10 protein-coding genes are annotated in these 15,313 nt (G+C 71.9%); all 10 read right to left on the minus strand.

Annotated elements, in window-relative coordinates; translation table 11 throughout:
* Positions 1 to 9: 9 nt before the first annotated feature.
* The 10 genes from pyk to BGP79_RS10015 all read right to left on the minus strand — a co-directional run bounded on the left by pyk (position 10) and on the right by BGP79_RS10015 (position 15,237).
* On the minus strand, positions 10 to 1,518 hold the full coding sequence (gene pyk, locus BGP79_RS09970) for a pyruvate kinase (RefSeq protein WP_076695063.1): 1,509 nt from the start codon (positions 1,516 to 1,518) through the stop codon (positions 10 to 12).
* 98 nt (positions 1,519 to 1,616) lie between these two features.
* Positions 1,617 to 3,083, minus strand: a complete 1,467-nt coding sequence (locus BGP79_RS09975; protein ID WP_076695065.1) for a glutamate synthase subunit beta — start codon at positions 3,081 to 3,083, stop codon at positions 1,617 to 1,619.
* Positions 3,076 to 7,890 (minus strand): glutamate synthase large subunit, encoded by a 4,815-nt coding sequence (gene gltB, locus BGP79_RS09980; RefSeq protein WP_233121365.1) that lies wholly within the window; start codon positions 7,888 to 7,890, stop codon positions 3,076 to 3,078. The genes BGP79_RS09975 and gltB overlap by 8 nt, the downstream gene beginning before the upstream one ends.
* Before the next feature lie 196 nt (positions 7,891 to 8,086).
* On the minus strand, positions 8,087 to 9,166 hold the full coding sequence (lgt, locus tag BGP79_RS09985) for a prolipoprotein diacylglyceryl transferase (protein ID WP_233121367.1): 1,080 nt from the start codon (positions 9,164 to 9,166) through the stop codon (positions 8,087 to 8,089).
* Positions 9,163 to 10,017: a tryptophan synthase subunit alpha gene (gene trpA, locus BGP79_RS09990; RefSeq protein ID WP_076695067.1), complete on the minus strand. Its 855-nt coding sequence runs from the start codon at positions 10,015 to 10,017 to the stop codon at positions 9,163 to 9,165. The genes lgt and trpA overlap by 4 nt, the downstream gene beginning before the upstream one ends.
* Positions 10,014 to 11,339, minus strand: a complete 1,326-nt coding sequence (gene trpB / locus BGP79_RS09995; RefSeq protein ID WP_233121369.1) for a tryptophan synthase subunit beta — start codon at positions 11,337 to 11,339, stop codon at positions 10,014 to 10,016. Before trpB ends, trpA begins: the two co-directional genes overlap by 4 nt.
* 8 nt (positions 11,340 to 11,347) lie before the next feature.
* Entirely contained in the window at positions 11,348 to 12,238 is an 891-nt protein-coding gene (gene trpC, locus BGP79_RS10000) for an indole-3-glycerol phosphate synthase TrpC (protein WP_076695071.1), read from the minus strand.
* Positions 12,235 to 12,528, minus strand: coding sequence for an HGxxPAAW family protein (locus BGP79_RS10005; protein ID WP_233121372.1), 294 nt, complete (start codon positions 12,526 to 12,528; stop codon positions 12,235 to 12,237). The genes trpC and BGP79_RS10005 overlap by 4 nt, the downstream gene beginning before the upstream one ends.
* A 136-nt stretch (positions 12,529 to 12,664) precedes the next feature.
* Positions 12,665 to 13,489, minus strand: a complete 825-nt coding sequence (locus tag BGP79_RS10010; protein WP_083701778.1) for a Trp biosynthesis-associated membrane protein — start codon at positions 13,487 to 13,489, stop codon at positions 12,665 to 12,667.
* The gene (locus BGP79_RS10015; RefSeq protein ID WP_083701779.1) at positions 13,486 to 15,237 is read right to left on the minus strand and encodes an anthranilate synthase component I; all 1,752 of its coding nucleotides are present in this window, start codon (positions 15,235 to 15,237) and stop codon (positions 13,486 to 13,488) included. The genes BGP79_RS10010 and BGP79_RS10015 overlap by 4 nt, the downstream gene beginning before the upstream one ends.
* Positions 15,238 to 15,313: the final 76 nt, after the last annotated feature.

Here is a 15,313-nt window from a genome sequence, read left to right on the forward strand (position 1 = left end):
CGAGCGGGATCAGCCGTGCTGACCGTCACCGGCGTCGGAGGTCGTGGGCCAGGGACCCACCGGCTCCTTCTTCCGCGCGCTGCCCTCGAGCACCGTGCCGGAGTCGCCGCGGTCGCCGACCTTGTGGACCTTCAGCGAGTTGGTCGTGCCGACCTGTCCGGGAGGGGAACCGGCCGCGATGACGACGAGGTCGTCGATGTCGACCAGCCGGTTCTCCTGCAGGAACGTGTCCACGAACTCGGTCATCTGGTCGGTGTGCTCGACGGTCTTGGAGTAGACCGGCTGCAGGCCCCAGGCCAGGCAGAGCTGGTTGCGCACGTGCTCGATCGGGGTGAACGCGAACACCAGCTTGCTCGGCCGCAGCCGGGACAGCCGGCGGGCGGAGTCGCCCGACTGGGTGAATGTGCACAGGTACTTCGCGTCGAGCATGTCGCCGATCTCCACGGCGGCGCGGGTGATGGCGCCACCCCGGGTCTTGGGCTTGGTGCCCAGCGGCGGGACGCGGTCCAGGCCGCCCTGCTCGGTGGTCTCGATGATCCGCGCCATGGTGCGGATCGTCTCGATCGGGTACTTGCCGACGCTGGTCTCACCCGAGAGCATGACCGCGTCCGCGCCGTCGAGGACGGCGTTCGCGCAGTCGGAGGCCTCGGCGCGGGTCGGGCGCGGGTTGTCGATCATCGACTCGAGCACCTGGGTGGCCACGATCACCGGCTTCGCCCAGCGGCGGGCCAGCTCGACGGCCTTCTTCTGGACGAGCGGCACCTCCTCGAGGGGCAGCTCGACGCCGAGGTCACCACGGGCGACCATGATGGCGTCGAACGCGTCGACGATGGCGTGCAGATTCTCGACGGCCTGCGGCTTCTCGATCTTGGCGACGACCGGGGCGCGCCGGCCCTCCTCGTCCATGATCTCGTGCACGCGGCGGACGTCCTCGGCATTGCGCACGAAGGACAGGGCGATGATGTCGACGCCCTGGCGGATGGCCCAGCGCAGGTCGTCCTCGTCCTTCTCGCTCAGCGCGGGGACGTTGACGGCGACGCCGGGCAGGTTGATGCCCTTGTTGTTGGACACGGCCCCGGGCACGACGACGACGGTCTGCACCTCGGTGGCGGACACGGACGTGGCCTGCAGGGCGACCTTGCCGTCGTCGATCAGCAGGCTGTCACCCGTGCGCACGTCCTGCGGCAGGCCCTTGAACGTCGTCGAGCAGATGTCCTTGGTGCCGACGATGTCCTCGGTGGTGATGGTGAAGGTGTCCCCCACCGCCAGCTGGTACGGGCCGCCCTCGAAGCGGCCGAGCCGGATCTTCGGGCCCTGCAGGTCGGCGAGGATGCCGACCGGGGTGCCGAGCTCCTCGGCGGCACGCCGGATGTTCTCGTAGTTGCTCGCGTGCACGGCGTGGTCACCGTGGCTCATGTTCAGGCGGGCGACGTTCATGCCCGCTTCCAGGGCCGCCTTCGCCTGCGCATAGTCCTCCAGCGCGGGCCCGAATGTGGCGACGATCTTTGCTCTTCTCATGTCTCCAGCCTAGTGAGGGGCCCGGTGATCCTGGCGCCGGTGGCGCCGGATCCCCGGTGGTGTCGGACGAACTCCCGGTGAACGGGGGATGCCCTGGGTCAGAACGGCAGCAGGTCGATCGGACGGTCCGACGGCGCCACCGGGGCGGGCAGCCGGGTGCTGCCCCGCAGGTAGGTGTCCACGGCGGCCGCGCACGCGCGGCCCTCCGCGATGGCCCAGACGATCAGGGACTGGCCGCGGCCGGCGTCCCCGGCGGCGAACACGCCGTCGACGTTGGTCATGTAGTAGCCGTCGCGGGCGATGGCGTTCCGGTCGTCCAGGGCGGTCTCCAGCTGGGCGGTCAGCGTCTCGGTCTCCGGGCCGGTGAAGCCCAGGGCGAGCAGCACGAGGTCCGCCGGGATCTCCCGCTCGGTGCCGGGCTTCGGCACGCGCCGGCCGTCCCGGAACTCCGTCTCGGCCACGCGCAGCGCCCGCACCCGGCCCTCGTCGTCGCCGACGAACTCGACGGTCGAGGCGAGGTAGCTGCGCTCCCCGCCCTCCTCGTGCGCCGAGGCGACCTCGAACAGGGTCGGGAACATGGGCCACGGCTGGTGCTCGGCGCGCTCCTCCGCGGGCCGCTTGCCGATCGCCAGGGTGGTCACGGAGGCGGCCTTCTGCCGGTGGGCGGTGCCGATGCAGTCCGCACCGGTGTCGCCGCCGCCCAGGATGACGACGTGCTTGCCCGTGGCGTCGATGGTCTCGTCCACCCGCTGGCCGGCGACCACGCGGTTCTGCGGCACCAGGTAGTCCATGGCGAAGTGCACGCCGTCGAGGTCCCGGCCCGGGATGGTCAGGTCCCGCGGGACGGTGGCGCCGGTGGCGAGCACGACGGCGTCGTACCGGCGGCGCAGGGCCCCGAAGGAGATGTCCTGGCCGATGGTCACGCCCGGCCGGAACCGGGTGCCCTCGGCCTCCATCTGCGCGATCCGGCGCTGCAGGTGGATCTTCTCCATCTTGAAGTCGGGGATGCCGTAGCGCAGCAGCCCGCCGATCTCGTCGTCGCGCTCGTACACGGCCACGGTGTGCCCGGCGCGGGTGAGCTGCTGGGCGGCGGCCAGGCCGGCGGGCCCGGAGCCGACGACGGCGACCGTCTGGTGCGTGACGCGGGTGGGGATCACCGGCTCGACCCAGTCGTTGTCGAACGCCTCGTCGATGATCGAGACCTCGATCTGCTTGATCGTCACGGCGGGCTGGTTGATGCCGAGCACGCAGGACGCCTCGCAGGGTGCCGGGCAGAGCCGCCCGGTGAACTCCGGGAAGTTGTTGGTCGCGTGGAGGCGCTCGATGGCCTCCCGCGGCCGGTCCCGCCAGGTCAGGTCGTTCCACTCGGGGATGAGGTTGCCGAGCGGGCAGCCCTGGTGGCAGAACGGCACGCCGCAGTCCATGCAGCGGCCGGCCTGCGCCTGCAGGACGCCCTTCTCCTGCCGCTCGTAGACCTCCTTGAAGTCCATGATGCGCACGGGCACGGGCCGCCGCGGCTGGGTCTGGCGGTCACGGTTCTTGAGGAATCCGCGGGGATCAGCCATGGGTCGTCGCCTCCAGGATGCGGGTCCACACCTCGTCGCCGTCGGGGTCCAGCCCCTCCTGCTCCGCCTGGTTCCGGGTCGCGAGGACCGCGGAGTAGTCGCGCGGGAGGATCTTGGTGAACCGGCCGACGGTCTGCTCGAAGTTCGCGAGCAGCCGTTCGGCCAGCGCGGACTCCGTCTCGGCGTGGTGGGTGATCATCAGGGACCGGACCAGCTCGACGTCGTTGGCGTCCAGGGGCAGCAGCTCCAGCTCGCCCGACGCGATGCTGTCGGTGTTCATCGCGGCCGGATCGAGATCCAGCACGTAGGCGGTGCCGCCGGACATGCCGGCACCGAGGTTGCGTCCGGTGGGGCCGAGGACGAGGGCGATGCCGCCGGTCATGTACTCGCAGCCGTGGTCGCCGATGCCCTCGACGACGGCGGTGGCCCCGGAGTTGCGCACCAGGAACCGCTCCCCCACCAGGCCGCGCAGGAACAGCTGCCCGCTGGTGGCGCCGTACCCGATGACGTTGCCGGCGATCACCTCGTGCTCGGCGGCGAAGGAGCTGGCCCGGTCCGGCCGGACGATGATCCGGCCGCCGGAGAGGCCCTTGCCGACGTAGTCGTTGGCGTCACCGAACAGACGCAGGGTGATCCCGGCCGGCACGAACGCACCGAGGGACTGCCCGGCCTGACCGGTCAGGGTGACGTCGATGGTGTTCTCGGCCAGCGGGGTCACCTGGTGCCGGCGGGTCACGGCGTTGCCGAGCATGGTGCCGACGGAACGGTCGGTGTTGACGATGTCCGCAGAGATCTTCACGGGCGTGCCGTGCTCGATCGCCTCGGCGCCCATCGCCATCAGGTGGTTGTCGAAGTGCTTGTCCAGGCTGTGGTCCTGGCTCACGCGGTTCCGTCGCGGCACGTCCGGCCCGAACCGCGGCCCGTGCAGGATCGGGTCCAGGTTCAGCCCGTCGGCCTTCCAGTGGTCGATGGCCGGCTGGGTGTTCAGCGCGTCGGTCTGTCCGACGGCCTCGGCGAGGGTCCGGAAGCCGAGCGAGGCGAGGATCTCCCGCACCTCCTCGGCGATGAACTCGAAGAAGTTGACGACGAACTCGGGCTTGCCGGTGAACCGGGAGCGCAGCTCGGGGTTCTGGGTGGCCACACCCACCGGGCAGGTGTCCAGGTGGCAGACGCGCATCATGATGCAGCCCGAGACCACCAGCGGGGCGGTCGCGAAGCCGAACTCCTCCGCGCCGAGCAGCGCGGCGATGACGACGTCGCGGCCCGTCTTGAGCTGGCCGTCCGCCTGCACGACGACGCGGTCGCGCAGCCCGTTGAGGATCAGCGTCTGCTGCGCCTCGGCCAGGCCGAGCTCCCACGGGGCGCCGGCGTGCTTGAGCGAGTTCAGCGGGGACGCGCCGGTGCCGCCGTCGTGACCGGAGACGAGCACGACGTCGGCCTTCGCCTTCGTCACGCCCGCCGCCACCGTGCCGATGCCGACCTCGGAGACCAGCTTGACGTGCACCCGGGCGGCCGGGTTGGACCGCTTCAGGTCGAAGATCAGCTGCGCGAGGTCCTCGATCGAGTAGATGTCGTGGTGCGGCGGCGGGGAGATCAGGGAGACGCCGGGGGTCGAGTGCCGGGTCTTGGCCACCCACGGGTACACCTTGCGGGCCATCAGCTGGCCGCCCTCGCCGGGCTTCGCGCCCTGCGCCATCTTGATCTGCAGGTCGTCCGCGTTCGTCAGGTACAGGCTCGTGACGCCGAAGCGCCCGGAGGCCACCTGCTTGATCGCGGAGCGCCGCTCGGGGTCGAGCAGCCGCTCGACGTCCTCGCCGCCCTCGCCGGTGTTGGACTTCGCGCCCAGCCGGTTCATGGCGATTGCGAGGGTCTCGTGTGCCTCCTGGGAGATGGAGCCGTAGCTCATCGCCCCGGTGGAGAACCGCTTGACGATGGACGAGACGGGCTCGACCTCCTCCAGCGGGATGGGCTCACGGAGGCCGTCCTTGAACGCGAACAGGCCGCGCAGGGTCATCAGCGCCTTCGACTGGTCGTCGACGCTGGAGGTGTACGCCTTGAACACGTCGTACCGGCGGGACCGGGTGGCGTGCTGGAGGCGGAACACGTTCTCGGGACTGAACAGGTGCGGCGGTCCCTCGCGCCGCCACTGGTACTCGCCGCCGATGTCGAGGCCACGGTGCGGGTCCTCGTCGCCGCCGTCCGGCGGGTAGGCGCCGCGGTGCCGGGCGGTGGTCTCCGCCGCGATCACCTCGAGGCCGACGCCGCCGAGCTGGGTGGTGGTGCCGGTGAAGTACTGGTCCACGAGCGCCTGCGACAGGCCGAGCGCCTCGAAGGTCTGCGCACCGCAGTACGAGGCGACCGTCGAGATGCCCATCTTCGACATGATCTTGAGCATGCCCTTGCCGAGGCCCTTGATCAGGTTGCTCACCGCCTGCTCGGGGGTGATGCCCTCGATGGTGCCGTTGCGCACCAGCTCCTCGGCGCTCTCCATCGCCAGGTACGGGTTGACGCCGGAGGCGCCGTAGCCGACCAGCAGGGCGACGTGGTGGACCTCGCGCACGTCACCGGTCTCGACGATCAGCGACACCCGGGTGCGGTTGGCGCTGCGGAGCAGGTGGTGGTGCACGGAGGAGAGCAGCAGCAGGGACGGGATGGGCGCCCACTGCGCGTTGGAGTCGCGGTCGGAGAGGATCACGTACTGCACGCCGCGGTTGATGGCGCCGGAGACCTTCTCGTTGATCTCGGTCAGCCGCGCCCGCAGGGACGCCGCACCGTCGCCGTCCGGCCGGTAGAGGCCGCGCACGCGCATGCTCAGCGCCTCGTCGTCGTCGCCGCGCAGCGCGGAGATCTTGGCGAGCTGGTCGTTGCTCATCACGGGGAAGGGCAGACGGATCTGCTTGGCCCGGACCTGACCGGTGTTGAGCAGATTGCCGTTGGGGCCGAGCGAGCACCGCATGGAGGTGACGAGCTCCTCGCGGATGGCGTCCAGCGGCGGGTTGGTCACCTGTGCGAAGGACTGCACGAAGTAGTCGAAGAGCAGCCGGGGGCGCTGCGAGAGCACCGCGATGGGCGTGTCCGAGCCCATCGCTCCGATCGGCTCGGCGCCGGTGCGCGCCATCGGGGCGAGCAGGATGCGCAGCTCCTCCTCGGTGTACCCGAAGGTGCGCTGCCGCTTGGTGATGGACGCCCGGGTGTGCGTGACGTGCTCGCGCTCGGGCAGGTCCTCGAGGCTGAGCAGGTTCTCCTTGACCCAGGCCGCCCACGGGTTCGAGGCGGCGACGGAGGCCTTGACCTCCTCGTCCTCGATCATCCGGCCGGTCTCGGTGTCGACGAGGAACATCTTGCCCGGGGCCACGCGGCCCTTGCGGACCACCTTCGCCGGGTCGATGTTCAGCACGCCCACCTCGGACGCGAAGACGACGAGCCCGTCGTCGGTGACCCAGTACCGGCCCGGGCGCAGCCCGTTGCGGTCCAGCGTGGCGCCGACCTTGACGCCGTCGGTGAAGGAGACGGCCGCGGGCCCGTCCCACGGCTCCATGAGCATCGAGTGGTACTCGTAGAACGCCCGGCGGTCCGGGTCCATGGTGGTGTGGTTCTCCCACGCCTCCGGGATCATCATCATGATCGCGTGCTCGATCGGCCGGCCCGAGAGCATGAGCAGCTCGGCGACCTCGTCGAACGACGCCGAGTCCGAGGCGCCGGGCGTGCAGATCGGGTAGAGCCGCTCCGGGCTGTCGCCGAGCAGGGGGTTGCTCAGCTGCGACTGCCGGGCCCGCATCCAGTTCCGGTTGCCCTTGACCGTGTTGATCTCACCGTTGTGCGCGATGGTGCGGAACGGCTGGGCCAGCGGCCAGGACGGGAACGTGTTGGTCGAGAACCGGGAGTGCACGATGCCCAGCCGCGTGGTGAACCGCGGGTCGGACAGGTCCGGGTAGAAGGGCTCCAGCTGCGCGGTGGTCAGCATCCCCTTGTAGACCAGCGTGCGGGAGGACAGGGACGGGAAGTACACCCCGAACTTGTTCTGCGCGCGCTTGCGCAGCCGGAAGGCCCGCGCCTCCAGGGTGTTCTGGTCCACGGCCGCGGTGTCCCCGGCGGACTCCTCGGTGGTGAGGAACAGCTGCCGGAAGAACGGCATGGTCTGCCGCGCCATCGAGCCGACGAGGTCGGCCACGACGGGCACGTCGCGCCAGCCGAGGATGGTCAGCCGCTCCTCCTCGGCGAGGGCCTCGAGGCCCTCGACGGCGGTCTGCCGGTCCTTCTCCTCCGCGGGCAGGAACGCGGTGCCGACGACGTACTGGTTGCGCTCGGGCAGGTCGAAGTCGACGACGGCGCGCAGGAACTCGTCGGGGATCTGGGTGAGCAGGCCGGCGCCGTCGCCGGTGCCCTCGTCGGCGCCCACGGCGCCACGGTGCTCGAGGTTGCGCAGGGCGGTCAGGGCGGCGTCGACGATGTCGTGGCCGGGTTCGCGGCGCAGCGTGGCGATGACCGCCAGGCCGCACGCGTCCTTCTCGTTCTCGGGGTCGTAGAGGCCCTGCTTGCCGGGGGCGGCGGAGAACTCCTGGAACGGGTGCGCGACACCGGACGCCTGCGCGTCGGTGCTCTCGGCGTCCTGCTGGTCCGCCTGCGCGGCGTCCGACCCGTCGGCGGCGTCGGCGGCGTCCCGGATCCCGGCACGCTCGATCGCGGCGTCCTCGACGACGTCGTGGTTCCCGGCTGCTGTCTCTCCGGCTGCTGTCTCTCCGGCTGCTGTCTGTTCGGCTGCGCCGGGAGTGTTCTCGGGCAGCGTTGACGGATGCTGATCAGTCATGGCCTGTCCTTCCCAGGATGGTGCGAAAGGGGACGACACTGGCCCCGGAGCGCATCGAGTGCGCGAGGTGGACGGCGCGGTTGGCCCCGGTGTCCTCCGGGTCCTGGTGGCGTCACCGCTGTCGGAGACCGGGGGTGGCCCGGGACCGCGGACGTGGGCTGGTGCGCCACCGCCCTCGCAGAGAAACGGCGCCTCGTCAGGAACGGCGTCGTTCGTCGACCGCCGCAGGCTTCTCGCGTTCCGTGGCACCGAGCGTAGCACGGTGATCGGCGCCGTCAGCACCGCTCGGGACGGTCGATGCGTCCGGAGTGCGGTCGCTATTGTCCACATCCTGGACACTCGCGTCGTCGTCCGAGGACGCGTCGGTGAGCTCGCCGTCCGGGTGACCGGCGGGGGTGACGAGCGCCTGGTCCGGAGCCGGGTGCTGCCGCTGGCGGACGCCGAGGTGGACGAACATGGCGAGGGCGACGAGGAAGACGAGGATCGACGTCCACACGTTGAGCCGGACGCCGAGGATGAGCTCCGCGTCGTCGATGCGCAGGGCCTCGATCCACACGCGGCCGAGCGTGTAGATCACCGCGTACAGCCAGAACACGCGGCCACCGCGCAGGCGGAACCGGCGGTCCGCCCAGATCAGCACCGCCACCCCGGCGAGGTTCCACAGCAGTTCGTAGAGGAACGTCGGGTGGAAGAGCGTGCCGGGCGGATACTGCGCGGGGAACGTGGGACTGGACGGGTCGATCTGCAGGCCCCACGGCAGGGTGGTGGGCCCGCCGAACAGCTCCTGGTTGAACCAGTTGCCGAGGCGGCCGATGGCCTGGGCGAGCAGCAGACCGGGGGCGGCCGCGTCGGCGAACACGAGGATCCGCGCGCCGGCGCGACGGGCGCCGATCCAGGCGCCGATGAAGCCGAGCAGCACGGCGCCCCAGATGCCGAGGCCTCCCCGCCAGACCTGCGGGATCAGGGAGAGGTCACCCGTGCCGTCGAACCCGGGACCGAAGTAGGCGTCCGGGGAGGAGAACACGTGGTAGAGCCGGCCGCCGATGATGCCGGCGGGGATCGCCCAGACGGCGATCGACCACAGCGAGTCGTCGTCCCCGCCGCGGGCCGCCCAGCGGCGCCGCGTCAGGATCAGGGCCACGACGATGCCGGCGAGGATGCACAGCGCGTAGGCCTTCACGCTGAAGGGGCCGAGGGTGAACCCGGACCAGCCGGGGCTGGGGATGCTGGCCGTCAGGGTCGCGGGCAGGCCCGCGACCGTGTCGAGGAGGTTCACGCGCCGGTCCCCCTGCCGGCGCCGTCGGCCCGGCTCGTCCCGCTCCGCAGCGCGGCGGCGAGGTCACCGACGGCGCTCGGACCACCGTCGCGCAGGGCGGCGACGAGGGCACTGCCGACGATGACGCCGTCGGCGTAGGCACCGATCTCGCGGACCTGCTCGGGGGTGGAGACGCCCAGGCCGACGCAGACGCGCTCGGCGCCCGCGTCACGGGAGCCGGCGACGACGGCCTCGGCGGCGTCGCTCACGGCGGAGCGGGCACCGGTGACGCCCATGATCGAGACGCCGTAGACGAAGCCGCGGCTGGCCTGCGCGACCATCGCGAGCCGCTCGGCGCTGGAGGACGGGGCCGCGAGGAACACGCGGTCCAGTCCGTACCGGTCCGAGGCCGCGAACCACTCGTCCGCCTCGTCCGGGGTGAGGTCCGGTGTGATCAGGCCGGCGCCCCCGGCCTCGGCGAGCCGGCGGGCGAACTCGTCGACGCCCATCCGCTTGACCAGGTTCCAGTAGGTCATCACGAGCACGGCGACGCCGGTGCGCTCGGTGACGGCACGGACGACGTCGAAGACGCTGGCCACGCGGAAGCCGTTCGCCAGGGCCTCGGTGGTCGCGGCCTGGATCACGGGTCCGTCCATCACCGGGTCGGAGTACGGGACGCCGATCTCGATGATGTCGGCGCCGTTCTCGGCCAGCGCCACGGCGGCCTCGATGCTGCCGGCCACGTCCGGGTACCCGGCGGGCAGGTACCCGATCAGTGCGGTGCGGCCCTGTTCGCGGGCGGCGTCGATCGCGGCGGCCGCCTTCGACGTGGAGGAGGGGGCGGTCCCGGTCTCGGTGACGTGCGTGCTCACAGCTGTTCCCCTTCCTCGGCGATCTCCTGCTCCGCGCTGTCCGCGTCCAGCAGGTCGAACCACTCGGCGGCGGTCGCGACGTCCTTGTCGCCCCGGCCCGAGAGGGAGACGACGATGACCTTCTCGCGCGCGGCGGCCTCGTCCTCGGCGGCCCAGCGCTGCCCGACCTTGACGGTGCCGGCGAGGGCGTGCGCCGACTCGATCGCCGGGATGATGCCCTCGGTGCGGCACAGCAGCCGGAACGCGTCCATCGCCTCGGCGTCGGTGATCGGCTCGTACGTGACGCGGCCGATGTCGTGCAGGTAGGAGTGCTCCGGACCCACGCCCGGGTAGTCCAGGCCCGCGGAGATCGAGTGGGACTCGACGGTCTGGCCGTCCTCGTCCTGCATCAGGTAGGTGTTGGCGCCGTGCAGCACGCCGGGCCGGCCCAGCGTGATGGTCGCGGCGTGCCGGCCGGTCTCGACGCCGTCGCCACCGGCCTCGAAACCGTACAGCTGGACCGACGCGTCGTCGAGGAAAGCGTGGAAGATGCCGATGGCGTTCGAGCCGCCGCCGATGCAGGCGGTCACGGCGTCGGGCAGCCGGCCGGTCTGCTCCAGGATCTGCTCGCGGGCCTCGTCGCCGATCACCTCGTGGAAGTACCGGACGAGGGAGGGGAACGGGTGGGCGCCCGCGGCCGTGCCGAGCAAATAGTGCGTCGTGTCGACGTTGGCGACCCAGTCCCGCAGCGCCTCGTTGATGGCGTCCTTGAGGGTCTGCGAACCGTTGGTGACGGGGATGACGGTCGCGCCGAGCAGCTCCATCCGGGCGACGTTGAGCGCCTGGCGGCGGGTGTCCTCCGCGCCCATGTAGACGACGCACTCCATGCCCATCAGGGCGGCCGCGGTGGCGCTGGCGACGCCGTGCTGGCCGGCGCCGGTCTCGGCGATCAGCCGGGTCTTGCCCATCCGGGCGGCGAGCAGCGCCTGGCCGAGGACGTTGTTGATCTTGTGGCTGCCCGTGTGGTTCAGGTCCTCGCGCTTGAGGAAGACCCGCGCGCCGACATGGGCGGAGAACCGCTTCGCCTCGGTCAGCAGCGACGGCCGGCCCGAGTAGTTGCGGTTCAGATCCTTCACCTGGGCGATGAAGTCCGGGTCCGTCTTGGCCTTCTCGAACGTGTCGGTCAGCTCGTCGAGGGCGGCGATCAGCGACTCGGGCATCCAGCGTCCGCCGTAGTCCCCGAAGTAGGGCCCGGGCGCGTGGCGCAGGCCGCCGGCCAGGAAGTCGTCGGCGGCCGAGCGGGGCTCGTCCGTGGCGGGGGTGGGGGCTGGGGTCTGGGTCACGGGCTCACTCATCGTGTCGGCTCGGTGTCGGTCGGATCGGTGTACGTCGGCGCGGGTGCATGGGATCCGCGTTCGCGCTGCGCGGCGGTTCCGGCGGCGGCGAACCGGCGGACCGTCTGGGCCGGGTCGGCTCCCTCGCCGAGGCTGCTGCGCACGAGCGCCTCGCCGACGAGGACGGCGTCGGCCCCGGCGGCCGCGTAGCCGGCGACGTCGTCGGCATCCACGACGCCGGACTCGGCCACCGCGACGACGTCGCTCGGGATCATCCCGGCCAGCGGGGTGAAGACGCCGGGATCCACGTCGAGGGTCTTCAGGTTCCGGGTGTTGACGCCGACGATGCGGGCGCCGGCGTCGAGGGCGCGCTCCAGCTCGTCCGCGGTGTGGGACTCCACGAGTGCGTTCATGCCGAGCTCGTGCGTGAGCGCCAGGAAGTCGATCAGGGTCGGCTGGTCCAGGGCGGCCACGATCAGCAGGACGAGGTCGGCGCCGTGGGCCCGCGCCTCGTGGATCTGGTAGGCGTCGACCGTGAAGTCCTTGCGCAGCACCGGGATGGAGACGGCGGAGCGGACGGCGTCCAGATCGGCCAGCGACCCGCGGAACCGGCGCTGTTCGGTGAGCACGCTGATGGCGGCTGCTCCCCCGGCCTCGTAGGCGGCGGCCAGTGACGCGGGATCGGCGATCGCGGCCAGGTCCCCCTTCGAGGGGCTCGCCCGCTTGACCTCGGTGATCAGCCGGAGCCGGCGGTCGGCACCGACCACGCCGCCTCCGAGCGCGGCGAACGCGTCCCGCGCGGGCAGCACACCGGTCGCGGCCCGGGCGACCTCGGCGTCACCGATCTCCCGGCGGCGGACCTCCAGGTCCTCCCGGACGCCGGCGACGATGTCGTCGAGGACGCTCACGCGTGGTGGCTCTTGATCTTGTCGCCTCCCACGCCGTAGCCAGCGCGGCGGAGGAACCAGCCCGCGAACAGACCGGCGACGATGATCACGACGCCGACGACGAAGAAGGGGACGTTGGCGAAGACGAAGGCCAGGCACGCCACGACGACACCGAGGGCCATGACACCGACGCACGTCCACGCGGCGGGGCTGTTGCCGTGACCGACGGGAAGCAGGTCGACCTTGCGGTCGGGGGTGTTGGCGGCGTCGCCGCCCTGCTCGTGGTGACCCTGCTGCGTTCCGGTGCTCATCGGCGGTGTCCTCTCGTGTGGCTGCTCGGCTGCGGTGTGTCGCGTCCGGTGCGTCGGGTCCATTCTGCCACTGGACCCCTGCTGCCCCGGTGTCGGCGCCCGTCCGTGACCCGACTCACAGCGGGCCGCGCGGGTGTCAGTCGGTCGGGTCCTGGCCGCGGGTCAGCCGGTCCCAGCTGTCGATGTCGTCCACCGGTGCGGTCGACGGGCTTCCGGTCGGTGCGCCTTCGGGTGTCGACGTCGTCGTTCCGGTGGCTCCGGTCGCCGTCGTGGTTCCGGTCGGTGTCGGGGTTCCGGTCGGCTTCCCGGTCCGCGGCGTCGCGTCCTGCGGGATGGTCTCCGGCGCCGGCGCGTCCCGATCCCGGTCGGCGGCGTCACCGGCCGGGGCCTCCCCGGTCGTGGCGTCGGCCGTCGTGACGGCGGCCGCACCGGCCGCGGGTGTCTCGAAGCGGCGGGCGGAGTCCCAGCGGCGGCCGGCGATCAGGACGAGGACGCCGCACGCGGCCAGCAGGAGGGCGACGACGACGGCGGCGCCCACCCAGCCGGTCGCGCTCGCGACGATGTTGCCGCCGGTCACACCGGACTGGGTGGCGATCTCCCCGTTCGCCGCGGCTGCCGGGTCCGCGAGGAGGGAGACGGCCGCGACGGCGGAGCCGAGGCCTGCGAGGACGATGAGGATCGCGACGATCACGCGGGCGACCCGTCCGGCGATGCTGAGGGCGAGCGCGCCCGCCAGCGCCACGAGGGCGAGCGCGGTGACCGAGCGGGCGGCGTCGGACCCGTTGACCGCGGCCTCGATGCTGCGCACGGTGCCCGAGGTGAGGGTCGCGTGCACCCACGTCTGCGTGGTGGTCAGGAAGACGGCGCCGGCGGCGACCACGGTGATCAGGACGGTCCGCGCCCGGGTCAGGCGCGGACCGGTCCGCCGGGGACGACGCGTGGCGGCGTTCGTGGCGGTCATCGGCTCGTTCCGTCCCCCGCGGCATGCACGTCCGCGGTGGCGATCTCCGTCGCGTCGGCCTCCGCGTCGTCCGGTGTTCCGTCGGCCGCGTCGAAACGGGCCGCCATCCGGTGGTCCGCCCGGTGCCGCCCGGCGTGGTGGCCGCCCGGGCCACCGTCGAGCCGTTCCCGCGCGTCCAGCCAGGCGTGGTCCACCTCGCGCAGTCGGGAGGCGAGCAGCACGGCGCGCATCGGGGCGGCCGCCTTGTTGACGGACTCGGCGGCCTCCGTCGCCGGGTCCGAGTCGGCGACGATGCCGCCACCGGACTGGACCCAGGCCTTCCCGTCACGCAGCAGGGCGGTGCGGATGGTGATGGCCATGTCCATGTCGCCGGCGAAGTCGAGGTAGCCCGCGACGCCGCCGTAGGCGCCGCGCCGGTGGGGTTCGAGTTCGTCGAGCAGGCGCATCGCCCGGGGCTTCGGGGCACCGGAGAGGGTTCCCGCGGGGAACGTCGCTGCCAGCACGTCGTACGCGGAGGCGCCCGGCCGCAGCCGGCCCATCACCGTGGAGACGAGGTGCATGATGTGGCTGAACCGTTCGATCTGCATGAACTGGGTGACGTCCACGGTGCCGGGCACGCACACCTTCGAGATGTCGTTGCGCGAGAGGTCGACGAGCATGAGGTGCTCGGAGCGCTCCTTCTCGTCGGCCAGCAGCTCCTCGGCGAGCGCGTGGTCCTCCTCGGCGGTGGCGCCCCGGGGCCGGGAGCCGGCGATCGGGTGGGTGATCACCGTGTCGCCCTCGACCTTGACCAGGGACTCCGGCGACGACCCGACGATCGAGTAGTCCTTCCCGTCCGCGTCCTGCAAACGGAACAGGTACATGTACGGGCTCGGGTTGGTGCGGCGCAGCACCCGGTAGACGTCCAGCGGGGACGCGGCGCAGTCCGCCTCGAACCGGCGGGAGATGACGACCTGGAACACCTCGCCGTCGACGATGGCGCGCTTGCCGTGCTCGATCGCGGCGAGGTACTGCTGCTCGGCCCAGGACTCGCGGACGGGGCCGGCGGCCGACACCGTGACGTCCACGTCGTCGGTCCCGTCCGGCCCCGGCTCCATGACGCGCACCGGATCCACGGGGTGGGGCTCGGCGAGGGTGCGGAGCATGGCGTGGACGCGGTCGACGGCGTCGTGCCAGGCCTCGTCGACCCGCTCGCCGGTGTTGTCGACGTTGATCGCGTTGGCGATCACCCAGACGGTGCCCTCCTTGTTGTCGTGCACGACCAGGTCGGAGACCAGGCCCATGGCGAGCTCGGGCAGCTGCAGGTCGTCCTCGGGCGGGCTGGTCAGCTTCTCCCAGTGCCGCACGGACTCCCAGCCGATGAAGCCGACCATGCCGCTGGTGAGCGGGGGCAGCCCGTCGAACCGGTCCGTGCGCAGCGCGTCGACCGTGTCGCGCAGGGCGACGACGGGGTCCCCGTCGGTCGGGACTCCGAGCGGCGGGGTGCCCATCCAGTGCGCCTGCCCGTCCTTCGTCGTCAGGGTGGCGCGGGCGTTGACGCCGATGAAGGAGTAGCGCGACCACAGGCCGCCGACGGCGGCGGACTCGAGCAGGAAGGTGCCCGGCCGCTCCCCCGCGAGCCGCTGGTAGAGGCTCACCGGGGTGACCCCGTCGGCGATCACGCGGACGCGGACCGGGATCACCCGCCGGTGCGCGGCGAGTTCACGGAACTCCTCGAGGGTGGGGCTGACGACGCCGAACGCGGCCATGAGGCTGACGGGTCCTTCCTTCGGGCGGGAACGATCGTGCGGGCGGGTCCCGGTGCCGGGACCGCTGGTGGGCTGC

This window comes from Tersicoccus sp. Bi-70, from assembly GCF_001968825.1.
Taxonomy (GTDB): Bacteria; Actinomycetota; Actinomycetes; order Actinomycetales; family Micrococcaceae; genus Tersicoccus.